Annotated in this window: 25 protein-coding genes; 10 read left to right on the top strand and 15 right to left on the bottom strand. The window is 74.9% G+C overall.

Annotation, left to right across the window (positions count from 1 at the left end; all coding sequences use genetic code 11):
* Positions 1–21 precede the first annotated feature (21 nt).
* From AB0P35_RS01415 to AB0P35_RS01390, 6 genes are all read right to left on the bottom strand, one after another.
* Entirely contained in the window at positions 22–1209 is a 1188-nt protein-coding gene (locus AB0P35_RS01415) for a hypothetical protein (RefSeq protein WP_363504813.1), read from the bottom strand.
* A gap of 118 nt (positions 1210–1327) precedes the next feature.
* Complete coding sequence (locus tag AB0P35_RS01410; protein ID WP_363504810.1) at positions 1328–1993, bottom strand: TetR/AcrR family transcriptional regulator; 666 nt, start codon at positions 1991–1993, stop codon at positions 1328–1330.
* A 341-nt stretch (positions 1994–2334) separates the two neighbouring features.
* Positions 2335–2958, bottom strand: a complete 624-nt coding sequence (locus AB0P35_RS01405; RefSeq protein ID WP_179419320.1) for a ScbR family autoregulator-binding transcription factor — start codon at positions 2956–2958, stop codon at positions 2335–2337.
* A gap of 247 nt (positions 2959–3205) precedes the next feature.
* Positions 3206–3976, bottom strand: coding sequence for a glucose 1-dehydrogenase (locus AB0P35_RS01400; protein WP_095872287.1), 771 nt, complete (start codon positions 3974–3976; stop codon positions 3206–3208).
* A 184-nt stretch (positions 3977–4160) separates the two neighbouring features.
* Complete coding sequence (locus AB0P35_RS01395; protein WP_363504806.1) at positions 4161–4967, bottom strand: antibiotic biosynthesis monooxygenase; 807 nt, start codon at positions 4965–4967, stop codon at positions 4161–4163.
* A gap of 231 nt (positions 4968–5198) precedes the next feature.
* Positions 5199–6269 (bottom strand): aldo/keto reductase, encoded by a 1071-nt coding sequence (locus tag AB0P35_RS01390; RefSeq protein ID WP_363504803.1) that lies wholly within the window; start codon positions 6267–6269, stop codon positions 5199–5201.
* A gap of 278 nt (positions 6270–6547) precedes the next feature.
* Between AB0P35_RS01390 and AB0P35_RS01385 the strand changes: the two genes are divergently transcribed.
* Genes AB0P35_RS01385 through AB0P35_RS01375 form a run of 3 tightly spaced genes read left to right on the top strand, consistent with a single transcriptional unit; the run spans position 6548 to position 8717 of the window.
* Positions 6548–6868, top strand: a complete 321-nt coding sequence (locus tag AB0P35_RS01385; RefSeq protein WP_179419321.1) for a putative quinol monooxygenase — start codon at positions 6548–6550, stop codon at positions 6866–6868.
* Positions 6865–7749 carry an NAD(P)-dependent oxidoreductase gene (locus AB0P35_RS01380; RefSeq protein ID WP_363504799.1) on the top strand — a complete coding sequence of 295 codons (885 nt, stop codon included), beginning with the start codon at positions 6865–6867 and terminating at the stop codon, positions 7747–7749. The genes AB0P35_RS01385 and AB0P35_RS01380 overlap by 4 nt, the downstream gene beginning before the upstream one ends.
* 59 nt (positions 7750–7808) lie before the next feature.
* Positions 7809–8717 (top strand): zinc-binding dehydrogenase, encoded by a 909-nt coding sequence (locus AB0P35_RS01375; protein ID WP_363504796.1) that lies wholly within the window; start codon positions 7809–7811, stop codon positions 8715–8717.
* Positions 8718–8834: 117 nt separating this feature from the next.
* On the opposite strand, the gene AB0P35_RS01370 is transcribed toward AB0P35_RS01375, so the two are convergent.
* The 5 genes from AB0P35_RS01370 to AB0P35_RS01350 all read right to left on the bottom strand — a co-directional run bounded on the left by AB0P35_RS01370 (position 8835) and on the right by AB0P35_RS01350 (position 13778).
* Complete coding sequence (locus AB0P35_RS01370; protein WP_095872292.1) at positions 8835–9428, bottom strand: ATP/GTP-binding protein; 594 nt, start codon at positions 9426–9428, stop codon at positions 8835–8837.
* Complete coding sequence (locus tag AB0P35_RS01365; protein WP_363504970.1) at positions 9409–9738, bottom strand: DUF742 domain-containing protein; 330 nt, start codon at positions 9736–9738, stop codon at positions 9409–9411. The genes AB0P35_RS01370 and AB0P35_RS01365 overlap by 20 nt, the downstream gene beginning before the upstream one ends.
* Positions 9739–9842: 104 nt before the next feature.
* Positions 9843–10253: a roadblock/LC7 domain-containing protein gene (locus tag AB0P35_RS01360; RefSeq protein WP_095872294.1), complete on the bottom strand. Its 411-nt coding sequence runs from the start codon at positions 10251–10253 to the stop codon at positions 9843–9845.
* Entirely contained in the window at positions 10250–12910 is a 2661-nt protein-coding gene (locus AB0P35_RS01355) for a nitrate- and nitrite sensing domain-containing protein (RefSeq protein ID WP_363504792.1), read from the bottom strand. The genes AB0P35_RS01360 and AB0P35_RS01355 overlap by 4 nt, the downstream gene beginning before the upstream one ends.
* Positions 12911–12980: 70 nt before the next feature.
* Positions 12981–13778: an MHYT domain-containing protein gene (locus AB0P35_RS01350; RefSeq protein WP_095872296.1), complete on the bottom strand. Its 798-nt coding sequence runs from the start codon at positions 13776–13778 to the stop codon at positions 12981–12983.
* 311 nt (positions 13779–14089) lie between these two features.
* On the opposite strand from AB0P35_RS01350, the gene AB0P35_RS01345 reads away from it, so the two are divergent.
* Positions 14090–14383, top strand: a complete 294-nt coding sequence (locus AB0P35_RS01345; protein WP_363504789.1) for a hypothetical protein — start codon at positions 14090–14092, stop codon at positions 14381–14383.
* Positions 14384–14470: 87 nt separating this feature from the next.
* Here the strand turns inward: AB0P35_RS01345 and AB0P35_RS01340 are convergent, their stop codons facing one another.
* Positions 14471–15817, bottom strand: a complete 1347-nt coding sequence (locus AB0P35_RS01340; protein WP_363504786.1) for a cytochrome P450 — start codon at positions 15815–15817, stop codon at positions 14471–14473.
* A gap of 119 nt (positions 15818–15936) precedes the next feature.
* Entirely contained in the window at positions 15937–17004 is a 1068-nt protein-coding gene (locus AB0P35_RS01335) for an RNA ligase (ATP) (protein WP_363504783.1), read from the bottom strand.
* A 225-nt stretch (positions 17005–17229) separates the two neighbouring features.
* Between AB0P35_RS01335 and modA the strand changes: the two genes are divergently transcribed.
* Genes modA through AB0P35_RS01320 form a run of 3 tightly spaced genes read left to right on the top strand, consistent with a single transcriptional unit; the run spans position 17230 to position 19956 of the window.
* Complete coding sequence (gene modA, locus AB0P35_RS01330) at positions 17230–18054, top strand: molybdate ABC transporter substrate-binding protein (RefSeq protein WP_363504780.1); 825 nt, start codon at positions 17230–17232, stop codon at positions 18052–18054.
* Positions 18055–18104: 50 nt separating this feature from the next.
* Complete coding sequence (modB, locus tag AB0P35_RS01325; RefSeq protein ID WP_363504967.1) at positions 18105–18875, top strand: molybdate ABC transporter permease subunit; 771 nt, start codon at positions 18105–18107, stop codon at positions 18873–18875.
* A gap of 19 nt (positions 18876–18894) precedes the next feature.
* Positions 18895–19956, top strand: coding sequence for an ABC transporter ATP-binding protein (locus AB0P35_RS01320; protein WP_363504777.1), 1062 nt, complete (start codon positions 18895–18897; stop codon positions 19954–19956).
* Positions 19957–19980: 24 nt separating this feature from the next.
* Here AB0P35_RS01320 and AB0P35_RS01315 read toward each other — a convergent pair whose 3' ends face one another.
* Positions 19981–20628: a response regulator transcription factor gene (locus tag AB0P35_RS01315; protein WP_363504774.1), complete on the bottom strand. Its 648-nt coding sequence runs from the start codon at positions 20626–20628 to the stop codon at positions 19981–19983.
* Positions 20625–21788, bottom strand: coding sequence for a histidine kinase (locus AB0P35_RS01310; RefSeq protein ID WP_363504771.1), 1164 nt, complete (start codon positions 21786–21788; stop codon positions 20625–20627). Before AB0P35_RS01310 ends, AB0P35_RS01315 begins: the two co-directional genes overlap by 4 nt.
* A gap of 127 nt (positions 21789–21915) precedes the next feature.
* Here AB0P35_RS01310 and AB0P35_RS01305 point away from each other — a divergent pair, with 127 nt between their 5' ends.
* From AB0P35_RS01305 to AB0P35_RS01295, 3 genes are all read left to right on the top strand, one after another.
* Complete coding sequence (locus AB0P35_RS01305) at positions 21916–22830, top strand: ABC transporter ATP-binding protein (RefSeq protein WP_363504768.1); 915 nt, start codon at positions 21916–21918, stop codon at positions 22828–22830.
* On the top strand, positions 22827–23564 hold the full coding sequence (locus AB0P35_RS01300; RefSeq protein WP_363504765.1) for a hypothetical protein: 738 nt from the start codon (positions 22827–22829) through the stop codon (positions 23562–23564). Before AB0P35_RS01305 ends, AB0P35_RS01300 begins: the two co-directional genes overlap by 4 nt.
* 224 nt (positions 23565–23788) lie before the next feature.
* Complete coding sequence (locus AB0P35_RS01295; RefSeq protein WP_363504762.1) at positions 23789–24745, top strand: EamA family transporter; 957 nt, start codon at positions 23789–23791, stop codon at positions 24743–24745.
* The last annotated feature ends 17 nt before the right edge of the window (positions 24746–24762 follow it).

Below are 24762 nucleotides of genomic sequence, written 5' to 3'. Positions count from 1 at the left end.
CCGGTCCCCCGCGGGCCCGCCTCAGGCGGCGGTCGGCAGTGCCACCACCTCCAGCGCGTCCGGCGCCCCGGCGACGGCCTGGCGGAGGGTCAGGTGCCGGGCGAGGACGCACTCGCGGACCCAGTCGCACAGGTACCGGTCGGCCGGCGCGCCCGGGACGGTCCGGACGGAGAGCCGCAGCCGCTCGGTGGGCAGCCCGGCGTCGAGCACCTCGGCCCCGGCCTCCGCGACCTCCTCCACCGAGGCGGCCAGCGCGACGAGTTCGGCGCGGCCGAAGCGGGCGCCGCGGAAGCCCAGCACGTCCGCCGAGCGGCCGAGGACGCGCAGTCCGGGCTCCGGAGCGCCGCACGGGCAGTCCGCGAACTCGCCGGTGTCGCCGGTGCGGTAGCGGAGCAGCGGGGTCACGGCGAGCTCGTGCAGGGTGCTGACCAGGATCTCGCCGTCCACCAGCTCCACGTACTGGTGCGGCAGCGGGTGGAAGACGTCGCGGGCGCAGCGCGGCCCGTTGCAGGCGACCGCCCAGGTCTCGACCGAGCCGTACAGGCCCCAGACCGCGGTGTGCGGGAGGACCTCGGCGAGCAGTCGGGCGGTGGCGCCGTCGAGTCCGACGCCGACCCAGAGCAGGCTGCGCAGCCAGTCCAGGCGGCGGCCGGTGTGCCGGCAGTGTTCGAGCAGGGCGCGCAGGGTGGGGGTGTCCGCGGCGAGGGCGGTGGCGCCGCACTCGGTGGCGAAGTCGAGGAGCCGGGCGAGGTCGTCGCCGTCCGGGGTGCCGTAGGGGATGGCGGAGCAGCCGGAGAGTGCGGCGAGGGCGTTGCAGAGGTCGTGCACCGGCCAGAGCCGGGTGCCGCGGGAGAGGTTGAGCAGGACGTCGCCGGGGCCGAGCGGGGCCCAGGACCGGAGGATGTCCCCGGCGAACAGGCAGCTCGGCACGAGGGTGGCGGAGGGCTTGGCGGTGGTCCCGCCGCCCAGGTAGAGCACGGCGCCGCGGTCCTTGGCGAGTCCGCCGCGGACGCCGGACCAGACGGCCTCGCGGAGTTCGTCGGCGGAGAGCGGGTCGAGGACGCGGAGGTCGGCGGCGCGGCCGGCGGCCGCGCCCCGGTACTTCTCCGCGAGGCCGGGAAAGCCGACGGCCCGGTCCAGGAGCGCCCGGACCTGCGGTGCGGTCGGCTCGGCCGCCGCTGCCGCGGATCCCCCCGTCTGCAGTGACATGCGCCGCGTCCTTTCACGAATCAACGGTTTCCGGGGTCGCATTCGCACGTTCCGCGTCCCCGCATGAATGATTCAAGAACCGACCGACCGGTTTGTCAATTGCCGAGGTCAGCGACGGTCAGCGACTGTGCGTTCCCACCACCCCGCAGTCCGCAGCCAGGAACGGACAGTCCGCCGCGGCGGGCGCGGCCAGCCCGGGCAGCACCGCACCCCACAGCCGGGCCACCATCTCGGCGCGGCTCACCGCGGGGTTGCGCTCGCAGAGCAGCAGGACGCCCGCGGCCGTGGCGGTCAGCGCCAACAGGGCCTCGCCCGGCACCACGCCCTCGCGGAGCTCGCCACGCTCCGCCGCGGCGAGCAGCAGCGCGCCGATCGGCGCCATCCACTCGGGGGCGCCGCCACCGGCGGCCAGCGCGAAGCCCTCGGCGCAGTCGAGCCGGACGCCGGCCCGACAGACCGGGTCGCGGTCCAGCAGGCGGGCCACCGCCACCGCGACGTCCACCACGGCGTCCAGGCCCGCCTCCGGGCCGTGCATCGCCACGCACTCCGCGGTCAGCCGGCGCAGCTCGCGGCGGGCCTCCTCACGGACGGCCTCGACCAGCTCACCCTTGGACCGGAAGTGGTAGTACAGCGCCCCCTTGGACACCCCGGCGGCCCGGCTGATCGCATCCAGGCCGGGCAACGAGTCCCCGCCCAGCACTTCCACGGCCGACTCGTCCAGCGCCTTCGCAGCGGCGACGATCAAGCTCCGCCTGGTCCGTTCGGCGCGCTCCTGACTGGCCACGGCACCCCACCTCTCCTCTGCGTCCGTCGAACGGCGACCCGGCGTCCGCCCGACCGGCCCGCCCGGGGCCGCAGGCGCCCCCGGGACGGCTCCCGGTACAGAGTGAAACAGACCGAAGTCGCTGTTATATAAGTATCAAATGACCAGATCACGACAAGTATTTCCCCCTGCGCCCGACCCATTCGGGAAATCACCAAGACAGCACAGACCCGCCGCATCGAGACGCGACGGATGGGCCCGGAAAGCAGGGGAAAGCACGGAGAAGCGCGGGGAAGCGCAGGCGAAACGCGAAGGGAAGGGGCGCCGCGGGGTCCGCGGGGGGTCGGTGCGGCGCGGGGGCGTCAGCCGGCCGGGACCCGCTCGGGGGCGGTCAGCCGGAGGCGGCCGACCCACTCCGGCGCGGCCAGGCCCGGCAGGATGAAGGCCCAGAGCTCGGCGAGCCGCTCCTCGAGGTCCTCGCGGCGGGTGAAGACCTGGGACACGATCTGGGTACCGGTGAAGGAGCTGATGACGAATCGGGCGGCGGCGTCGACGTCCAGGTCCATCCGGACGGACCCCTCACCCTGGGCCCGCAGCAGCAGGGTGCGCACCAGGTCGATCGAGGCGAGGTAGGGGCCCGGCGAGGGCTCGGAGAAGGAGCTCTCGATGGCGAGCCGGATGCTGGCCCGCACGGTCGGGCTCTCCCGAAGCGCCGAGGCCATCGCGTACGACACGTCGATGATGGCCTGCAGGAAGGGACCGGAGGCGGTGGCCGCGCTCTCCAGGGTGCCGACCTCGGCGCCCTGGATCTCCTCCGCGATGGCCTCCTTGGACGGGAAGTGGAAGTACAGCGCACCCTTGGTGACGCCGGCACGGGCCAGGATCTCCGACACGCTGGCCCCGGCGAAGCCGCTCTGGTCGAACACCTCGGCCGCGGCCTCGACGATCCGCTGGCGCGTCCGCTCCGCCCTCTCCTGTCTCACCATGGCCATCCTCCCGACCTCGCAGCAGTTCGCAGCGCATCGTAGTGCACCGCCCGGTGCAACCGACGGTAAAACAGTCGATCCCGTAGGTTTGTTCCGGTGATCGAACGGCGGCGCTCAGGCGGGATCTGGCCGGTGACGCCTGATGCCCTGCCATCAGTACAGACCGGTCGGTATGTCAAAACGGCCCGCCCGGAGCTCCGGGCAGGCCGTTCGGCGGCGGTGCGGGTCGCGCACGCGGCGGTGCGGGTCAGCGCACGGTGTAGCCGCCGTCCACCGGCAGGACGGCGCCGGTGACGAAGGAGGACCGGTCGCTGCACAGCCAGGCGGCGGCCTCCGCGATCTCCTCCGGCGCCGCCGTCCGCGGCTGCGGGGTGGCCTCGTGCAGCCGGGCCTCGATGTCGGGCCGGATCGCCAGCCACGCCTCGATCATCTCCGACCTGGTGGTGCCGGGGGCGACCGCGTTGACCCGGATCCCCTGTGCGCCGTACTCGTTGGCCGCGGCCTTCGTCAGGCCGACCACCGCGTGCTTGGACACCACGTACGGCGCGGCCACCGGGGTCGCCACCAGCCCTGCGACGCTGCTGGTGTTGACGATCGATCCGCCGCCGGCGGCCAGCATGGCGGGTATCTCGTGCCGCATGCAGGACCAGACGCCGCGCAGGTTCACGTCGATGATCCGGTCGAAGACCTCCTGCTCCATCAGGTGGAGCGGGGTCTGCTCGGCGCCGTAGCCCGCGTTGTTGAAGGCCACGTCCAGCCGGCCGTAGCGCGACACCGCGGTCTCCACGGCGCGGGCGACATCGGCGTCCGAGGTCACGTCGGTGACCGCGTACGCCGCCTCGAAGCCCTTGCCGGTGAGCTCGTCGACGAGGTCGGCGAGCTGCTGCTCGCGGCGGGCCGCAAGCACGACGGCGGCGCCCTCGGCGGCGAACACCCGCGCGGCCGCGGCACCGATTCCGCTGCTGGCGCCGGTGATCAGCGCGACCTTCCCGCTGAGCAGGGCGTTCTTGACGGACATGGGCTCTCTCCGGGTTGCTCGTGGTCGGACTGGGGTGCGGGCGGTTCGCCCGCAGGCGGGTGCGGCGGGCCGGTGTCCCGCCCTCACGGGACCCGAGCCGCCGCACCCAGGGCACTCCACAGCCTACGAACCGTCACTGACGCCCAGTCAGCCGGTCCCGGACGAGGCGGGGTGCCCACCCCGGTCAGGCCTTGCGGTTCGGCACCGACCAGCCGCCGGGCTTGTCGAACCCGGTGGTCGCCAGGGTCACGAAGAAGTGCGGGCCGACGATGTGCGCCTTCGCGACCACGTCGAGGTAGGCCTTGGCCGCGGCCCCCGTGGCGTGGGCCGTGAAGGCCGCCTCGTCGGTGAAGGTCTCCAGGAAGACGAAGCGGGTGGGGTCGGCCGGGTCCGGCACCATGTGGAAGCCGATGGTGCCGGGCTCCTCGGTCAGCGAGAGGTAGCCGTCGGCCTTGGCGACCTTGAGGAACTCCTCCCGGTACTGCGCCTGCACGTTGGTGAACTCGGCGACCACGGTGAAGACATGGCCGTCGTCGCCGCGGCTCGGCGCGACCCGGCCGGTGCCGTCGTCGGTCGCCAGCGAGTAGTCGGCCACGGTGGTGACCGGGCCGGTGACGCCGTACCGGGCGAGGGTGGCGGCGAACTTCCGGGCGTACGGGCCGCGGCGGTGGGCGCGGTGGGCGGCCGCGGAGGAGAAGGTCTCGGCGACGACGATCCGGTCCGGGTGCTCGGGGTCGGGCACGACGTGGACGCTCTCGGTGCCCGGCTCGTGCCGGCGGGAGGCGTAGCCCTCCTGCTGCGCGGCGGCGATCACGGTGTCGCGGGCGGTGGCCGGGATGTGCTCGTAGGCGGAGATCACCGTGTAGGCGACGCTGCTGTCGCCGAGGTTGGGCTCGGTGGCGCCGGGACGGGCGGCCAGCGCGCCGGGCGCGGTGCCGGCCAGCAGGGCGGCGGCGAGGACGACCGGGAGCAGGGCTCTGACAGGTCTCATGGGTGGGACGTCCTTTCACTGAGGGTGGGCCGGCCGCCCGAGGCGGGCGGCCGGAGCAGGTGGCGCCCGGCCGGCGCGCGGGGCGCGGCCACGGCGCGGGTCGGTCGGGGTGCGGCTCAGGGGACGGCTCGGGGGACGGGGCGCGGCGGGGCCGGACGGGGGCCGGGCCCCGCCGCGGTCGCCGCCGCCGCGACGGGGTGCGGCGGCGGACGGTTCGGACCGGCGTGCGGGTCAGGCCGGGTAGACGTCGCCGGGCAGCCTGCGGTCGGCGCCGACGGTGGCGATGTGCCAGTAGGGGTACGGGACGCGGGCGGTGCTGACCTCGTCCAGGGCGGCCACCTCGTCGGCGGTGAGCTCCCACTCCATCGCCTTCAGGTTGTCCTCCAGCTGGTGGATCTTGGTCGCGCCGATCACCGCGGAGGTGATCTGCGGCCGGGACAGCACCCAGTTGATGGCGACCTGGGCGACGGTGGCGCCGCGCGCCTCGGCGATGCGGGCCATCTCGTCGACGATGTCGTACGCCTGCTGCTCGTCGGTGAGCGGCGCGGACTCGGCCGGGGTGGCCTCGGCGAGGCGGCTGCCGGCCGGGCGGCCCTCGCCTCGGCGGTACTTGCCGGTGAGGAAGCCGCCGGCCAGCGGGCTCCACGCGGTGATGCCGACCTTCTGGTCGTGGGCCAGCGGGATGACCTCCCACTCCAGGTCGCGGGCACCCAGGTTGTAGTAGCCCTGGTAGCAGACGAAGCGGGCGAGGTTGCGGCGCTCGGAGACGGACAGGGCCTTCATCAGCTGCCACGCGGCGAAGTTGGAGACGCCGATGTAGCGGACCTTGCCGGAGCGGACCAGGTCGTCGAGGACCCGCAGGGTCTCGTCGAGCGAGGTCCGCGGGTCGAAGCCGTGCAGGTGGTAGAGGTCGATGTAGTCGGTGTTCAGCCGCCGCAGGCTCGCGTCGACGGCCGCGTTGAGGTGGTGGCGGGTCGAGCCGAAGTCGTTCGGGCCGTCCCCGTCCACCCGCCAGCGGCCCTTGGTGCCGATGACCACGCGGTCGCGGACCTTGGCGAGTGTCCGGCCGAAGAACTCCTCGCCCATGCCGTTCTTGTAGACGTCCGCGGTGTCGAAGAAGTTGATGCCGGCGTCGAGCGCGACGTCCATGAGGCGGTGCACGTCCTGGTCCTGGACGGTGCCGAACTCGGACCAGTTGCGGTCCGGGGCCCCGAGGAAGGAGGCACCTCCGCCGAAGGTCATGGCGCCGAAGCAGAGTTCGGACACGGCCAGGCCGGTGTCGCCCAGGTAGCGGTAGCGCATCGGGGGTTCTCCCTGTCAGTTCTTTGGATGTCACTGCGTCGGATGTCGCCGCGTCGGGTGCCGGTGCGGCCTGCCACGGGTCGGCGCCCGGCCGGTCCCGCCTCTCGCGGGGCGACCACCGTAAGACTCGGCACGACCATAAGATCTCGAATAGTCATCGTCAAGCCGAATGCGAGAGAGATCCTCCACTCCCATAAGACTTCGAATGGTGCTACGGTTTCGAGGCCATCGCGGATGACGGATCGTCATGCGCGCTCGTACTGAAGCGGGAGACCACCGTGAGCACTGTGACCGTCGTCGGTCGGGCCGTCGCCAAGCCCGGCAAGCGGGACGAACTGGAGCGCCGCCTGCGGGCGGTCGTCGTCCCCACGCACGAGGAGGAGGAGAGCATCCACTACTCCATGCACCAGGACCTGGACGACCCCGACGTGTTCATCGCCATCGAGCGCTGGCCGGGCCGGGAGGCCCTGGAGCGGCACCTCGGCACCCCGCACCTGACCGAACTGGCCGGGCTGCTCGACGACCTGCTCGCCGAGCCGCTGGAGCTGCGGGTGCTCGACCAGCTGCACGAGGGCGACTCCGCCAAGGGCGTGCTGTGAACCGCACGGCCGTCGCCGTGCTCGGCACCGGCATCATGGGGGCCGGCATGGCCCGCAGCCTGTGCCGGGCCGGCCTCGACGTCCGGGTGTGGAACCGCACCCGGTCCGCCGCGGAACCGCTGGCCGCCGCGGGTGCCGCGGTCGCCGCCGACCCCGCCGGGGCGGTGCGCGGCGCCGATGTGGTGATCACCATGCTCACCGACGGGCCTGCCGTACTGGAGGTGATGAGCGCGGCCACCGAGGGGCTCGTCGCCGGCCAGGTCTGGCTGCAGACCTCCACCGTGGGCCCGACCGCCTTCGCCCCGCTCGCCTCCTTCGCCGCTGCGCACGGCCTGGACCTGGTGGACGCGCCCGTCCTCGGAACCCGCCAACCCGCCGAGGCCGGCCGGCTGCTGGTCTTCGCGGCCGGCTCGGAGCGCGCCCGCGCCGCGAGCGTCCACGCCCTCGCGGCGATCGCCGACCGCACCGTCTGGCTGGCCGGGGACGCGGCGGGCGCCGCCGCCTCCCGGCTCAAACTGGTCGTCAACAGCTGGGTGCTGGCCACCGCCACCGGCGCCGCCGAGGCGATCGCCCTGGCCGAGGGCCTCGGCCTGGACCGCACCGTGTTCGCCGAGACCGTCGCCGGCGGCGGTCTCGACAGCCCCTACCTGCAGGGCAAGGCCGCGGCCGTCGCCACCGGGGACTTCTCCCCCGCCTTCGGCCTCGCCACCGCGGCGAAGGACGCCCGGCTGATCGCCGCCGAGGCGCAGGCCGCCGGGCTGCGGCTCGACATGGCGGCCGCCGTGGCCGCCCGCTTCGCCCGGGCCGTCGAGCAGGGCCACGGCGGCAAGGACCTGGCCGCCACCTACCTGGTCAGCACCGACGGCCCGGCGGCCGGCTGAGCGCCGCCCGCCCGTCCCCACCGCCGATCCACCGTCAACCCCGTTCCGAGGGAGTCCTCATGCGCGCGATCGTCAACACCCCTGCCACCGGCGACGTGGCCTTCCGCGAGGTCGCCGACCCCGCCCCCGCCGCCGGAGACGTCCTGATCGACGTCAAGGCGTTCTCCGTGAACCGCGGCGAGATCCTCAACCTGCCCGGCAACGACGAGGGCTGGCGCCCCGGTTGGGACGTCGCCGGGGTGGTCGCCGAGACCGCCAACGGCTTCACCGCCGGGCAGCGCGTGGTGGCGCTCTCGCTCGCCGACGGCTCCTGGGCCGAGCGGATCGCCGTCCCGGCCGGCTTCGTCGCCGCGCTGCCGGACACCGTCGGCTTCGCCGAGGCCGCCACCCTGCCGGTCGCCGCGCTCACCGCGCTGCGCCTGGTCCGCGAGTCGGGGACGCTGCTCGGCCGCCGGGTGCTGGTCACCGGCGCGGCGGGCGGCGTCGGCCGGCTCCTCGTCCAGCTGGCCGCCGCGGCCGGCGCCGAGGTGACGGCGGTCGCCCGGAACGCCGAGCGCGCCAAGGGCCTCACCGAGCTGGGCGCCACCACCGTCGTCACCGACGCGGCCGCCGCCGAGGGCCCGTTCGCCGTGGTGTACGAGGCCGCCGGCGGCGCCTCGCTGACCGCGGCGCTGGAGCTGGTCGGCCCCCGCGGCACGGTGTTCAGCTACGGCAACTCCTCGGGCGAGGACACCCCGGTCTCCTTCTTCCGCTTCTTCGGCGGCCACGAGCAGGCCACCCTGCGGCACTTCGTGTTCGTCACCGGCGCCCCGGTGGACGAGGACCTCGCCGCGCTGGCCCGGCTGGTCGGCGACGGCGCGCTCTCGGTCGAGATCTCCTACCGCGAGGGCTGGGAGCGGATCAACGAGGCGCTCGCCGCCGTCCGCGAGCGCCGGGTGGCCGGCAAGGCCGTCCTGACCGTCGGCTGAGTCCCGATCGTCGGCCGGCTCCGCACCGTCGGCCGACGGCACCGACCCGCGGGGTGGGAGGACGCGCCGCCTCCCGCCCCGCGCCGGTGCCGCCCCCGGACCGGCACGCCGCCGCGCTCAGCGGCGGGTGTCGGCGAGCAGCCGGGCGGCGTGCACCCGGCCCGCGTGCTCGACCAGGTCCACCAGCACCTGCTTGCCGGACGCCCGCTGCCGGGCGTCGCAGGCCACCACAGGGGTGTCGTCGTCCAGGTCGAGCGCGCGGGCCACTTCTTTCGGGCCGAAGTCCCGGGTGCCGGCGAAACGGTTCACCGCGACCACGAACGGGATGCCCCGGTGCTCGAAGAAGTCGACCGCGGGGAAGCAGTCGGTCAGCCGCCGGGTGTCGGCGAGCACCACCGCGCCGAGCGCGCCCTGCGCCAGTTCGTCCCAGAGGAACCAGAACCGGTCCTGGCCGGGGGTGCCGAACAGGTAGACCGACAGGCCCTCCCGGATGGTGATCCGGCCGAAGTCCATCGCGACCGTGGTGGTGGTCTTCTGCTCCACCCCGCCGAGGTCGTCCACCCCGCTGCCGGCCGCGGTCAGCTGCTCCTCGGTGCGCAGCGGCCGGATCTCGCTGACCGAGCCGACCAGCGTCGTCTTGCCGACCCCGAATCCCCCGGCGACCAGGATCTTCAGGGCGAGCACGGAGCCGTCAGAGAGCGCGGAGTCCATTGATGACCTCTTGGAGGATGTGCTCGTCGGGGAGCAGGGCGGGCGGGACGGGCCGGCTGACCCGGATGTACTCGGCGTCCAGCAGGTCGCCGAGCAGCACCCGCACGACGCCGAGCGGCAGGTCGACGTCGGCGGCGATCTCGGCGACGGAGAGCGCGTTGCCGCGGCAGAGGTCGAGGATGACGGCCTGTTCGGGGCCGACCGGCAGGTCCACGCCCTCGGGCACGTCACTGACCACCAGGGCGATCAGGTCGAACTCCGCCCCGGTGGGCCGGGTGCGGCCCTTGGTCACCGCGTACGGCCGGACCATCGGGCCGGCCGCGTCGTCGAACCACTGGACGGGGGCCTCGGGGGGCGGCGGGAAGCCGAACGGGCTGCCCGGAAGGTAGCGGCGCGGCGGGTACGGCATCGTCGTCAACCCCCCACCGCGCTGCGCGGCGCCGCGTACAGGTGCTCGCCGACCCGGCGGACCAGGCGGGCCATCTCGTAGGCGATCAGGCCGAGGTCGGCGTCGGCGGTGGAGAACACCGCCAGGCAGGTGCCCTGGCCGGCGGCGGCCACGAAGAGGAAGCCGTGCTGCAGCTCGACCATGGTCTGCCGCACCTCGCCGGCGTCGAAGTGCCGGCCCGCGCCCTTGGCCAGGCTGTGGAAGCCGGAGGCGACCGCGGCCAGGTGCTCGCCGTCCTCCCGGCCGAGCCCCGCGGAGGTGCCCATCGCCAGGCCGTCCGCGGAGAGCATCACGGCGAACCTGACCTGGGCCACCCGGGAGACGAGTTCGTCGAGCAGCCAGTTGAGCTCTCCCGCGTGGTGCGTGGTCCCGATCATCGGTGCTCTCCTCCGGTGGGGTTCGGTCGGATCGGTGGCTCGGTGGTGCCGCGGGCCCAGCCGCGCTGGAAGGCGGACATCGCGGCGCGGGCCTCCTCGGGGTCCCGCCCGGCGGGCCGCCCGTCGACCGGGCGCGGCGCCGGCTTGGGCCTCGCCGGGGCCTCGCGCAGCTGCGGGACGAGGCTGGCCTGCCGCACCCGGCGCGGCAGGTCGCCGTCGCCCTCGCCGGGCCGGGCGCCGCCGGACGGCGCGGCCGGGGCAGTGGGTACGGCGGCCGGGGCAGTGGGTACGGCGGCCGCCCGCGGGATGGCCGCGGGCACGGGCGAGGGGCGGCGCGCCGGTACGGGTGCCGCTGGCGGTACGGCGGGCGACGGCCGGGCGCCGTCGGCCCGGAACGGGGTCGGCCGCAGCACCCCCGGGTCGCGGCCGGACGCGCCGAACGGCGTCGCGGTCGGCAGCGGGCGGACGGCAGGCGCTGCCGCGGGCTGCTGCGGCTCGGTGGGGGGAGCGGACACCGCGGTGGGTGCCGGTGCGGCGACGACTGGCGACCGGTCGGCGACGGGCGGCCGGTCCGCGGCGGGCTCGGCGGGTGCCTCGGCCTCCAGCAGGGCGGTCGGCAGCAGGACCACGGCCGTGGTGCCGCCGTACGCGGAGGTCCGCAGCGCCACCTTGACGCCGCGCCGGCGGGCGAGCCGGCTGACCACGAACAGGCCGAGCCGGTCGCTGTCGAAGAGGTCGACCTGTTCGGAGGCCTCGATCCGGCGGTTGGCGTCGGCGAGCGCCTCGGCGCCCATGCCGAGGCCGCGGTCCTCGATCTCCACGGCGTAGCCGTTGCCGACCTGCTCGCCGCGGATGTGCACCTTGGTGTGCGGCGGCGAGAACCCGGTGGCGTTCTCCACGAGTTCGGCCACCAGGTGGGTGAGGTCGGCGACGGCCTGTCCGGCGACCGCCGCGTACGGCAGCCGGTGCACCTCGACCCGGGCGTACTCCTCGACCTCGGCGACGGCGGCCCGCACCACGTCCATCAGCGGGACGGGCCTGCGCCAGGCCCGGCCGGGGGCGGCACCGGAGAGGATGATCAGGCCCTCGGCGTGCCGGCGCATCCGGGTGGTCAGGTGGTCCAGGCGGAACAGGTCCTCCAGCTCCGCCGGGTCCTCGGTGCGGCGCTCCATCGCGTCCAGCAGGGTGAGCTGGCGGTGCACCAGGACCTGGCTGCGCCGGGCGAGGTTGACGAAGACGCCGGAGACGCCGGAGAGCACCTCGGCGCGTTCCACGGCGGCGGTGACGGCGGCCCGTTGCACCCGGCCGAGGGCGCCGTGCACCTGGCCGATCTCGTCGCCGCCGTGCGGGAGCAGCGGCGCCTCGGCCGCGATGTCGATCTCCTCGCCGGCCCGCAGCCGCCGCATGGTGGCGGGCAGGGTGCGGCCGGCGAGTTCGAGGGCGGAGTTGCGCAGCCGGACGAGTTCGGTGACCAGGCCGCGGCCGATCTGCACCGAGATCAGCAGCGAGGCGAGGACGGCGGCGAGGCCGAGCAGCACGGCGAGCCCGGCGGGGGTGAACAGGCCGAGCGCGTACGGGTCGGAGCGTTCGGCGGCGGCGCTGCCGGCGGCCCGTTCGACGCCGGCGAGGCCGCGGGCGGTGCTGTCGACGAGGTCGGCCCAGTGGTCGGCGGGGGCGGCCTGGACGGCGGTCCGGCCGTCGGGGGCGTCCCGGACGGCGTCCTCCAGGCGGGCGAGTTCGCGGTAGTCGGTGCCGCCGGTGACGGTCTGCAGGGCGGAGCGGTCGGCGGGCCGCAGGTCGCGGGAGGCGGTCTGCTCGAAGAGTCGGCGGGCGTAGACGGCGGCGCCGAAGTCGCGGTGCTGGGCCTCGTCGAGCCGGCCCGCGGTCTGGCCGGTGCGGAGCAGGGCGTCCTCGCGGGCGAGCAGTTCGCGGGCGCGGGCGAACTCGAGGAGCACCCGGGCGTCGGAGGCGACCCGGTGGTCCTGCAGGGCGGTGACGGAGCCGGTGACCTCCAGGGCACGGTCGATCGCGGCGGTGTAGGCGGCGTAGGTCTCGGGCCAGCCGGCCCGGTGCTGGAGCACCTTGGTGCGCAGGGCGGGCAGGGCGGCGACGGCGGCGGTGAGTTCGTCGACCCGGCCGGCGGTCTCGTCGCCGAGCCCCTCGGCGTCGGCCCGGTTGTAGCCGTCGGCGAGGTGCAGCGGGGCGGCGGCGCGGTCGGTGGCGGCCGCGGCCTCCCGCAGCGCGGTCTCCCGGCCGGGTGCGCCGCCGGCCAGCAGCTGTCCGGCGGCGGTCCGTTCGGCCTGCAGGCCGGTGACGGTGGCGGCGACCGGATCGAGCACGGTCCGTCCGACGGCCTTGAGGTGCAGGGTGTCCCAGACGGAGCGGGCGGTGGTCACGGTGGCGAACGACCAGAGCGCCAGGACGGAGACCACGGGCACCATCAGCAGGGCGACGATCCTGGCCCGGACGGTGCGGGGGCGCAGCCGCAGGCCGCCCGAGGGCGCCGCCGGTGCGGAGTGCTCGGGGTGGTCGTCGGCTTCCTCGCGGGCGTGGGCACCGCGGTGCCGGCCGGCGGGGCCGGTGCGGCCGGGGCTGCGTCCGGCGGGGTTCGGTCCGGCGGCCGGTGCGCTGCGCGGGGTGCCGCGGCGTACTCGCATGGGGGCGGGGTCCTTTCGGCCGGGTGGGCCGCGTGGTCGCGGAGGTGCCGCGCGGTGGCGGCAGGATCGGTCAGGCCGCGCGGTCGAGTTCGGTCGCGTGCAGGTCCTCGATGGCGAGCTCGCCGGCCTCGCGGTAGGCGGCGCGCTCCTGCGCGGTGGGGGACAGGGCAACGAACGCGGAGGTGAGGAAGAGGAAGGAGCCGAGGCCGACCGCCAGCGGGAAGACGAACTGCATCGGGGTGGCACCGCCGAGGTCGGTGCGGGCCGGGTCCAGGTGGACGTGGACGGCGGCCATGCCGGTGTAGTGCATGCAGCTGACCGCGACGCCCATGATCAGCGCGGCGCCGCCGGCGGCGACCAGGGTACGGATGGCGACGGCGGCCCAGAGCGCGGCGGTGGCGGCGCCCACCGCGATGGCGACGGAGAGCACGACGGTGGCCGGGGTGTACTCGACCGTGCCGTGCAGGCGCAGCGCGGCCATGCCGAGGTAGTGCATGGCCGCGACGCCGACGCCGGTGGTGAGGCCGCCGAGCAGCAGGCTGCGGCCGCGGTGCCGGCCGTAGCCGACGGCGAAGACGCCGATGCCGACGACGACCACGGCGACCAGCAGGCTGAGCACGGTCAGCGGGACGTCGTAGCGGAGTTCGGTGCCGTCCACGGTGAAGCCGAACATCGCGACGAAGTGCATGGTCCAGATGCCGGAGCCGATCGCGGCGGCGGCGGTGAGCAGCCAGTTGCGGCGCGCCGGGCCGCTCGCGGACAGCGCCCGGAGGGTGCACCGCAGTCCGAGCGCGGCGCCGACACAGGCCATGAGGTAGGACACGGCCGGGGTCAGCCAGCCGAAGCTGAGGTGGTTCATGGTTCCCAACGGGGCCTCCGAAGGACGTGACCGGACAGTCGGTCATATGCCGTTCGCATGTGCGAAGGGCTTCTCGGATGCGGTGGACGCTACCCAGCGTCCGCAGTTGGTCACCCGAAGATGTGAAAAGCTGCCCGCCGGAACCGGCGCCTGTGCTCGAATGGGGAGGCTCCGTGTGTCCGATCCTCTGACTGCCTGTCATGTCCCGTTGTGGACAAGGCTCGTCTGCCTCCCTGCTGCCCGCCCGCGGGCGCGGTTGGGGTCACGCCACGACGGCCCGCACGACGCGCCCCACCCGCTGCCCGGGGGCATCCCTCCCCATGGCCGCGTCGACCGTGGTGGCCCTCTCCCCACCCCTCGCGGGCCGGCGAAGGAGTCCGTTCCCCCATGCCCCCGTCCTCTCCCGTCCCCGGGCGGTCGTCACGGCGCTGGCGGTGAGCTGCGGCCTGGCGGCGTCCTGGCTGTCCGGCCTGCACAGCACCGCCAAGGCCGCGACCGAGGCCACCGCCGACACCTACACCTGGAGCAACGCCCGGGTCGACGGCGGCGGTAGGGGCAGCAACACCAAGCCCGCCGCCTTCACCCTCGACGGCACCTCCTGCACCGTCAGGTAGGGGCCAGCTGAACAGGGGCGCGTGGGGCACCTGGGGTACACCCCCCACGTCGGGACGACCCCATCGCGCCCCTGCGCAGATCGCCTCCTACCGCCGGGTGAGGCGGATGCGGACCGGGCCGCGTGCCTCCAGGGTGATGGAATGGCCGAGCGGGACCTCGGTGTCCACCGCCTCGACCTCGAACTCCCGCAGGACCGAGGCGAGCGCCAGCACCGACTCCAGCATCGAGAAGTGCTGGCCTATGCAGGCCCGCGGCCCGCCGCCGAAGGGGAACCAGGCGTAGCGGTGCCGGGCGGCCTCCCGTTCCGGGGTGAAGCGCTCGGGGTCGAAGCGCTCCGGCTCCTCCCAATGTCCGGGGTGACGGTGCGTCACGTACGGGGAGACGAGCACGTCCGCGCCGGCCGGGATCCGCACCCCGCCGATCTCGCAGTCGGCGACCGAGCGCCGGCCGATCACCGCGGCCGCCGGGTAGAGCCGCATCGCCTCCTTGAGCACGGCCGTGGTGTACGGCAGCGCGGCGAGGTCGTCGGCCTGCGGCGGGCGGTCGCCGAAGACGGCGAGCGCCTCCTCGCGGGCGCGCTTCTGCTCCGCGGGGTGCTTGCCGAGCAGGTGCAGGGCGAAGGCCAGGGACGTGGCGGTGGTCTCGTGGCCGGCCAGCAGGAAGATCAGGACCTGGTCGCGGAGTTCGGCCGGGTCGAGTCGTTCGCCGTCCTCGCCGCGGGCGGCGGCCAGCAGCCCGAGCAGGTCGTCGGAGTGCTGTCCGGCGCGCCGGGCGATGATGGCGTCGCAGACGGCGTACAGCTCGCGCTCGGCGGCCCGGGCCTCCCGGTTGCCGGGGGTTGGCCACTGCCGGGGGATGCGGACGGGCGCGAAGCCCCGGTCGCGGACGTACGCGCCGAGCACCGGGAAGGAGCTGCGGACGGCGCCGATCGCCTCCTCCACGTCGGTACCGAAGAGGATCCGGGCGACGGCGCGCAACGCGAACCGGGACATCTCCTCGGCGGCGTCGACCACCCCGCCCGGGACGGCGGCCCAGCGTTCGGTCAGGGCTGCGGACTCCCGGGCGATCGCCTCGGCGTAGCCGTCCACCCTCCGCTTGGTGAACAGGGGTTGAACGAGCCGCCGTTGGCGCTGGTAGTCGGCGTCCTGGGCGGTGAGCAGGCCGTTGCCGAGGCTGAGCCGGACCTCCTCGTACATGGTGTTGTCCTTGCGGAAGTCCGCCGCGCGGGTGGCCAGCACCTGCTGGGCGCCCTCCGGGGAGAACACCATCCAGAACTCGACGCGCAGGCCGGGCGGACCGGCGGTGAAGCGCACCACGTCGCCGTGCTCGCGGTGTGCGGCGAGGTAGGCGGCCAGCGGGTCGCGGGTCAGGTCGAGCATCGAGCCGATCAGCGGCATACCGGTGGGGCCGGGTGTCCGGGTGGTGGCCTGCACAGTCTCCCCCTCTGGGCGAATCTCTCCTGTACACATACTGACTGAGTGGCCGTCAGGAGAGTAGGGCGTGTGTGCGGATCGCCCGGAACGGTCCGCACACACGCCCGTCCACGGGGGTGCTACTCGTACTCGGTGCCGCCCTTGCGGGTGAGGTAGGCGCCGCCGACCGCCTTGGCGATCGCCCGGCCTCCGGTGACCGGGCTGTACCGCTCGGCCTGCGGCCGGACGACGACGCCCTCGCGGATGTGCAGCCCCCGGCCGGAGACGGTCTCCCGGCCCTCGGCGAGTTCCAGCACCACCGCCTGGTCGTACGGGCCGCGCCACAGCTCGGGCACCACGGGCAGTTCGCCGTCGAGCACCTCGGCGGCGTCCAGCCAGCGCAGTTGCCCGTCGACGACGGCGGAGACGTCGAAGACGGCGTAGCCGGGCAGCTCGGTGCGGCCGGAGGCGCCGTAGGTGAGGTCCTGCACGCCGGCGCCGAAGACCTCGCCGAAGACGCCGACCCGGCTGGCGCCGATCCGCTCGGCGAGGGCCGCGGCCGCCTCGGGGACGCCGTGCGCCCGCACGGCCCGCCAGTAGAGGTTGGTGCCGTCCTCCTTGAGCGCGAGCCCCTGCGCGCCGATGCCCTTGGAGGAGACCTGCACCTCGCCGGACTCGGCGTGGTAGGTGACCAGGCAGCAGCTGCCGTGCACCTTCTCGGTGACGACGACGGGCTCGCCGGGCTCGAAGACGGTCGGGAACCGCTTGAGGTTCTCGATGTCCACCCAGGGCAGCAGGTCGGGGGCGTGCTCGACGTCGCCGTTCATGTGGGTGGGGATCGGCGGCCGCCACTTGGTGATGCCGAGCAGGTCCGCGAAGTCCTCGCCGCTGTCGGCGGCCGCGGCCAGGTCGACGCCGTCCAGCACGCCCGGGCGGCAGACGATGCCCTGCGAGAGCTCGCCGCGCAGCCGGACGGCCTTGACCCGGTCGGCGTTGGAGCCGGCGAGGCGGCCGGTCAGGCCCAGCTCGTCGATCAGCGCGGCGGGCAGCACGGCCTGCTCGGGGATGTACACGGCGCTCTCGCCGGTGCGGTACGCGCCCTTGGCGACCACCGCCCGGTAGAGGCCGACCTGCGCCAGTTCCAGGGCGTCGGCGTTCGGGTGCTCCAGGATGGTCAGGCGTTCCGCGGTGACGCGCAGTGTGGACATCGGTGTCTCTCCCCCGTTCGACGATGAGGTGGACCACTCTGGCGGGAGGCCCGACGGCAGAGCCAGGGGTTTTCCGCCCGGGGCATCGCACATGCCAGCCCCTGGGCGTCCGCATGCTGGCCTGTGCGATGAAACAGGGGACGTGAGGCCAGCACCTACGACAGTATGATCGCGTCGTTACCGCACCTCCGCGCCTCCCTGCGGCGCGGCAGAAGGGGAACCCCCATGAGCACCGTCAGACGCCGTTCCGCCGTCGCCGCCCTCGCCGCGGTCGCCCTCGCCGCCGGCCTCACCGCCTGCGGCAGCAGCGGCGGTTCGAGCAGCAACACCGCGCCGACGTCCTCCGCCGCGGCCGGGGCCTCGTCCTCGGCCGCGAAGGTGACCGGCGACCTCACCGTCTTCGCCGCCGCCTCGCTGAAGGAGACCTTCACCGACCTGGGCAAGAGGTTCGAGGCCGCCAACCCCGGGGTGAAGGTCACCTTCAACTTCGGCGGCAGCTCGGCGCTCGCCCAGAGCATCCTCTCCGGCGCGCCCGCGGACGTCTTCGCCGCCGCCAGCCCGGCCACCATGAAGACCGTCACCGACGCCAAGGCCGCCGGTGGCGAGCCCAAGGTGTTCGTGAAGAACACCCTGGAGATCGCCGTCCCCAAGGGCAACCCCAAGCACATCGCCGGCCTGAAGGACCTCACCGGGGTCAAGGTCGCACTGTGCGCCAAGGAGGTGCCCTGCGGCGCCGCCGCCCTGAAGGCCCTTCAGGCGGGCGGGGTGAACGTCACCCCGGTCACCCTGGAGCAGGACGTCAAGGGCGCTCTCACCAAGGTCGAGCTCGGCGAGGTCGACGCCTCGCTCGTGTACACGACCGACGTGAAGGCCGATGCTGCGAAGATCGACGGCGTGGAGTTCCCCGAGGCCGCGAAGGCCGTGAACGACTACCCGATCGCCGCGCTCGCCAAGGCCCCCAACGCCGCGGCCGCCGCCGCGTTCGTGGCGTACATCCAGTCGGCCGAGGCCACCCGGGCCCTCACCGCCGCGGGCTTCCAGACCCCGTGACGCCCGTTCCGGCCGAGACCCGCCGCCGCGCCCGCCGCGGCGGCGGGCAGGTGCCGTACGCCCTGCTCCTGCCGGCCCTGCTGGGGCTGGCGTTCCTCGTCCTGCCGCTGGTCGGGCTGCTGGTCCGCGCTCCGTGGAGCGCGCTGCCCGAGCAGCTCGCCAGCCCCGAGGTCTGGCAGGCGCTCAGGCTCTCACTGATCTGCGCGACGGCGGCCACGGGGGTGTCGCTGGTGCTCGGAGTACCGCTGGCCTGGCTGCTCGCCCGAACCGAGCTGCCGGGCCGGCGGCTGGTGCGTGCCCTGGTCACGCTGCCGCTGGTGCTGCCGCCGGTGGTCGGCGGCGTCGCCCTGCTGCTCGTGCTCGGCCGCAACGGCATCGTCGGCCGCTGGCTGGACTCCGCCTTCGGCCTCACCCTGCCCTTCACCACCCCCGGCGTGGTCATCGCCGAGGCGTTCGTCGCCATGCCCTTCCTGGTGATCAGCGTGGAGGGCGCGCTGCGCGCCGCCGACCCCCGCTACGAGGAGGCCGCGGCCACCCTCGGGGCCTCCCGGCTGACCGCCTTCCGCCGGGTCACCCTGCCGCTGATCGCCCCCGGCATCGGGGCCGGCGCTGTGCTCGCCTGGGCGCGGGCACTCGGCGAGTTCGGTGCCACCATCACCTTCGCCGGCAACTTCCCGGGCCGTACCCAGACCATGCCGCTCGCCGTCTACCTGGCGATGGAGTCCGAACCGGAGGCGGCGATCGCGCTCAGCCTGGTGCTGCTCGCGGTGTCGATCGCCGTCCTGGCGGGCCTGCGGGAGCGCTGGATGTCGACCCCGTGATCCACCCCCGGAGCCCCCGATGACCCCGCCCGCCCTGGAAGCCCGGCTGCGGGTCGAGCGCGCCGCGTTCTCGCTCGACCTGACGCTCACCGCCGCCCCCGGCGAGGTGCTCGCCCTGCTCGGGCCGAACGGCGCCGGCAAGTCCACCGCGCTGCGCGCCCTGGCCGGGCTGCTGCCGCTCACCGACGGCCGGCTCGCCCTCGACGGCACCGTGCTGGAGGACCCGGCCGCCGGCCTGCACACCCCCGCAGAGGAACGCCCGGTCGGCGTGGTGTTCCAGGACTACCTGCTCTTTCCGCACCTCGGCGCGCTCGACAACATCGCCTTCGGGCTGCGCTGCCGGGGCCTGCGCAAGGCCGCCGCCCGGGAGGCCGCCCGGCCCTGGCTGGAGCGGATGGGCCTGGCCGAGCACGCCGCCAGCCGGCCCCGCAGCCTCTCCGGCGGGCAGGCCCAGCGGGTGGCGCTGGCCCGCGCGCTCGCCGTCCGGCCCAGACTGCTGCTGCTCGACGAGCCGTTGGCCGCCCTCGACGCCCGGACCCGGCTCGACGTACGGGCCCAGCTGCGCCGGCACCTGGCGGAGTTCGAGGCGGTGGCGGTGCTGGTCACGCACGACCCGCTGGACGCCATGGTGCTCGCCGACCGGCTGGTGGTGATCGAGGACGGCCGCGAGGTGCAGTCCGGCGCGCCCTCCGACATCGCCCGGCATCCGCGCACCGACTACATCGCCCGCCTGGTCGGCCTCAACCTCTACCGCGGCACCGCCGACGGCCACACCGTCACCCTGCCGGACGGCACCGCCCTCACCACCTCCGAGAACCTGACCGGCCCGGCCTTCGTGGCGTTCCCGCCGGCCGCCGTCACCCTGCACCGCGGCCGGCCCGACTCCAGCGCCCGCAACGCCTGGCCGCTCACCGTCGCCGGCCTCGACCTGCACGGCGACCAGATCCGGGTCGACCTCACCGGCGTGCTCCCGCTCGCCGCCGACCTCACCCCCACGGCCGCGGCCGACCTCGACCTGGCCCCCGGCGCCGAGGTCTGGGCCGCCGTCAAGGCCGCCCAGACCCACGCCTACCCGGCCTGACCGCCCTCCGGCCCCGACGGTCCGTCAGGACGGCCGGACGAAGCCCGATTCATAGGCGGTGACCACGGCCTGGGTCCGGTCACGGGAACCGAGCTTGGCCAGGACACTGCTCACGTGCGTCTTGACGGTCTGGACGCCGAGCACCAGGTCGGCGGCGATCTCCGCATTCGACAGCCCGCGGGCCATCAGGCGCAGCACCTCGGCCTCCCGCTCGGTGAGACGGGCCCGGGCCACCGCCTCGGCAGCGGGCCGGCCGGCGCGGGCGGCCGCCAGCCGGCGGATGGCCGCCGGGAAGAGCAGGGACTCCCCGGCGGCGGCCAGCCGGACGGCGTGCACGATCTCGGCCGGCCGGGAGCGCTTGAGCAGGAAGCCGTCGGCGCCGGCCCGCAGCGCCTCGTACACGTAGTCGTCGTTCTCGAACGTGGTGAGGACGAGGATGCGCGGCGGCCGGTCCGCGTCCCGCAGGATCGCACGGGTCGCGGTCAGCCCGTCCACCTCGGGCATCCGCACGTCCATCAGGACCACGTCGGGGCGCAGCGAGCGGACCAGGCCGAGTGCGGCCGCGCCGTCCCCGGCCTCCCCCACCACCCGGAGGTCGTCCTGGACCTCCAGGACGGCCCGCAGACCCGTCCGGACGAGTTCCTCGTCGTCCACCAGCAGGATGTCGATCATTCGCCCAACCGTAGCGGCAGACGGACCGTCAGCACCCAGTCGCCGTCCTCGCGCCCGGCCCCGGCCTCGCCGCCGAGCAGCGCGGCCCGTTCGCGGATGCCCCGCAGGCCGCGGCCGCCCCCGGCCGGCCGGGCGGCCGGCGCACCGGCCACCAGGGCGGTGGCGCACCGGAGTTCGAGCCGGCCGCCGTCGATCACGGCACGCACCCGGATCGGCACGCAGGGTGCGTGCTTGAGGGCGTTGGTGACGCCCTCCTGGACGATCCGGTAGGCCTCGCGGGAGAGCAGCCGGGGCAGCCGGGCGGCCACCGCCGGGTCGATCGACGCCTCGACCGGGCTGCCGGCCGCCCGCGCGGCCTCGAACAGAGCGGGCACCCGGTCGAGGCCGGGCTGCTCGGCGGCCGGCCCGTCCGGGGCCTCCCGCAGCAGGACGAGCATCCGCTCCAGGTCCTCCATGGCCCGCCGCCCGGCGGTCTCGATCGCCTCCAGCGCCTTCTCCCGGAAGGCCTGATCGGCGACCTCGCGGGCGGCGCCCGCCTGCAGCACGGTGACGGTGAGGGCGTGTCCGATCGAGTCGTGGAGCTCCCGGGCGAGCCGGTTGCGTTCCAGCAGGCGTTCGGCACGCAGTTCGGCGGCGGCCAGGCGGTCGGCCAGCGACGGGCCGAGCAGCCTTACGGCCAGGGCGAGTTGGAGCCGCCCGGCGAGCACCACCAGCCACAGCAGGGCGAAGGCAACCACCGGCGCCAGGAGCGGCCCGTACGGCGGGGCGGCCAGCAGGTCGGCGCCCAGGTCCAACGCGCGGACGGTCGCGAGGCCGACCGCGAAGCCCAGCCCGACCCGGGCGACCAGCCACAGCGCCGTGCGACCGCGGTCGCCCCAACCCGCCGACGGGGCGTTGCCGATGGCCTCCTCCCGGTCGGGCACCAGCAGCAGCCGGGCCTGCACCCCCTCCGCCCGCCGGGTGGCCGGCAGCAGCGCGATGAGGCCGAGCAGCGCGGCGTCCAGGACGGCGCTGACGGCCACCACCTCCGGCAGCGGCCGACCGGACTCGGTGCCCGGGTAGACGAGCAGGACGACGGCGACGAACACCGTGCCGATCAGCAGGTGCAGCCAGCGCGCATAGGTGGCGGCCCGGAACAGCGGGGCGAGGATACGGGGCACCGCGCCATCCTCGCAGGTGGGCGCGGTGCGGCACCTCCCTCCCGGGAGGGAGACGGTCCACTCCCCGGCGGGAGGTGCGGCGGCCGCGAGCACGGTTGGCTGGAGGCATCGACCAGGGGAGGTATCGGTGATCGAGGTCAAGAACCTGACCAAGCGTTACGGCGTCACCACGGCGGTGGAGGACCTGAGCTTCCGGGTGGAGCCGGGCCGGGTGACCGGTTTCCTCGGCCCGAACGGGGCCGGCAAGTCCACCACACTGCGCATGGTGCTCGGCCTGGACCGGCCGACCGCCGGCGAGGCGCTGGTGCACGGCCGGCCGTACGCCGAACTCGACGCGCCACTGCGGCAGGTGGGCGCCCTGCTGGACGCCCACGCGGTGCACGGCGGCCGGACGGCCCGCGGCCACCTGCGCTGGCTGGCCGCGAGCAACGGGCTGCCGCGACACCGGGTCGAGGACGTGCTGGAGCAGGTCGGGCTCGGCGCGGCCGCGGGCCGCCGGATCAAGGGCTTCTCGCTCGGCATGCGGCAGCGGCTCGGCGTGGCGGCCGCTCTGCTCGGCGACCCGCCGGTGCTGCTGCTGGACGAGCCGGTGAACGGCCTCGACCCGGAGGGCATCCGGTGGATCCGCACCCTGCTGCGCGGCCTCGCCGCGGAGGGACGGGCGGTGCTGGTCTCCTCCCACCTGATGGCCGAGATGGCGCTCACCGCGGACCACCTGGTGGTGGTCGGCCGGGGCCGGCTGCTGGCCGACCTCGCCACCGACGACTTCCTCGCGCGGTACGGCCGCTCCAGGGTTCGGGTCCGTGCGGTCGACCCGGTCAAGCTGGCCGGCCTGCTGCACACCTCGGGCACGGCGGCCGAGCCGGTGGAGGGCTCCGGCGGGCCCTGGGAGGTCTTCGGCGCCGCCCCGGAGGAGATCGGCGCGCTGGCCGCCCGGCACGGCGTCGCCCTGTACGAACTGTCGTTGCTGCAGGACTCGTTGGAGGAGGCTTTCATGCGGATGACCGCGGACGCGGTGGAGTACCGGGCGGTGGCGGCATGAGCGCGGCGCTCGCCCTGCGCGCGGAGTGGGCCAAGTTCACCACGCTGCGCTCCCAGTGGATCACCCCGCTGATCGCGGTGGTGCTCACCGCCGGCATCACCGCTGCCGTGCAGGCCGCGTACGGCGAGGTCGACCGTTCTCTGACGGACGACCCCGCCGAGGGCATCTACTACGGCATGCTCTTCGGCCACGTCGCCGTGGTGGCGAGCGGCATCCTGCTGGTCGGTCAGGAGTACGCCTCCGGCACGGTGCGGGCCTCGCTGGCGGCGGTGCCCCGGCGCGGCCGGTTCTACGCCGGGAAGCTGATGCTGGGCACCGGGGTCGGGCTGGTGGTCGGTGTGCTCTCGGTGGCGGGCGCGCACCTGGCGACCTCCGCCACCGTGGGGCTCGACCTCGGGCAGCCCGGCGCGGTGCGCAGCATCGTCGCCGGCGTGCTGTACCACCCGCTGCTGCTGGTGTTCTGCCTCGGCCTCACCGCGATGCTGCGCAACCTGACCGCGGCGATCGGTCTGCTGACGCCCGCGGTCTTCCTCGGGACGACCTTCCTCACCGCGGTACCCGGGGTCCGGAAGATGGCGTACTTCCTGCCGGACCGGGCCGGCCTGTACGCGACGCGGTACCTCACCGATCCGGCCGTCCCCTACGGCCACTGGACGGGGCTGCTGGTGATGGCACTGTGGGCGGCGGCCGCCGCCTGGGGCGGCCTGCTCTCGCTGCGGCGGAACGACGCCTGACGTCGTCGGGCGTGTGCCGGCGGGGCCGACCAGGGTCCGTCGGCACACGCCCTATGTGGCCCCTATAGGGTGTGGCCCATGCAGCTGACTGTTCTGCCACCGCCCGCCGCCTGAGCGGGCGGCGAGGCCACGGAAGACCGTGACTCCGGGGTGAGCCCCCGGGGTGGTCGTTGCTGCCCGCGGACGGGATGACGCGACCGACCTCTTCTGTGGGAGAACACCCGATGTCCACCCCCTCCGCCCTGCCCGTCGGCCGGGGCCTGCTCTACATCACCTTCTCCGCGACCGCCTGGGGCACCGCCGGTGCCGCGGCCGCCCTGCTGTACGGCGGCAGCGGCCTCGGCCCGCTGGCGCTGACCTTCTGGCGGTCGCTCGGCGGCGTCGTGCTGCTGCTCGCCGTCAAGGCCTGCACCGGCCGCGGCAACCGGGGCCCGCGGACCGACGGGGCGTCGCTGCCGTGGCGCCGGCGGGCGGTGCGGATCGCTGTCAACGGCCTCGGGCTGACCGTCTTCCAGGCCGCCTACTTCGTGGCCGTCCAGCAGACCGGACTGGCCGTGGCCACCGTGGTGACCCTCGGCTCGGCGCCGGTGCTGATCGCGGTCGGCGCCCGGCTGACCATGGGCGAACGCCTCGGCGGGGCCGGCGCGGTGGCCGTCGGCGGTGCGCTGGCCGGACTCGCGGTGCTGGTGCTCGGGGACGGCGGCAGCGGCGCGATCCGGCCCGCCGGGGTGCTGTGGGCGCTGGTCTCGGCCTCCGGGTACGGCTGCATCACGCTGTACACCCGGTGGCTCGGCCGGGCGGGCGAGCGGCAGAGCGCGTCGGCGACCACCCTCTGGTCGTTCGCGGTGTGCACGGTCTGCCTGCTGCCGTTCGCGTTCGCCGAGGGCGTGCTGCCGCAGTCCGAGGGCCTCGGCCGGACGGTGCTGCTCCTGGTCTACCTGGCCTCCGTGCCGACGGCGCTCGCCTACGGCCTGTACTTCGCGGGCGCCGCGGTCGTCCGGGCCACCACCGCCTCGGTGATCGCGCTGATCGAGCCGGTGAGCGCCACCGCGATCGCGGTCCTGCTGCTGGGCGAACACCTGACGGCGGCGGCCGCCGCCGGCACGGCGATCCTGCTGGCCTCCGTCACCGGCCTCGCCGTCGCGGAAGCCCGCCCGGCCACCCGCCCCCGCCCGGCCTGACCACCGGAGTGCAGGCC

Source organism: Kitasatospora sp. NPDC085879 (genome assembly GCF_040686255.1).
Lineage (GTDB): Bacteria > Actinomycetota > Actinomycetes > Streptomycetales > Streptomycetaceae > Kitasatospora.
The sequence above is the reverse complement of the archived record's forward strand: the minus strand, read 5'-3'. Positions and strand labels throughout refer to the sequence as shown.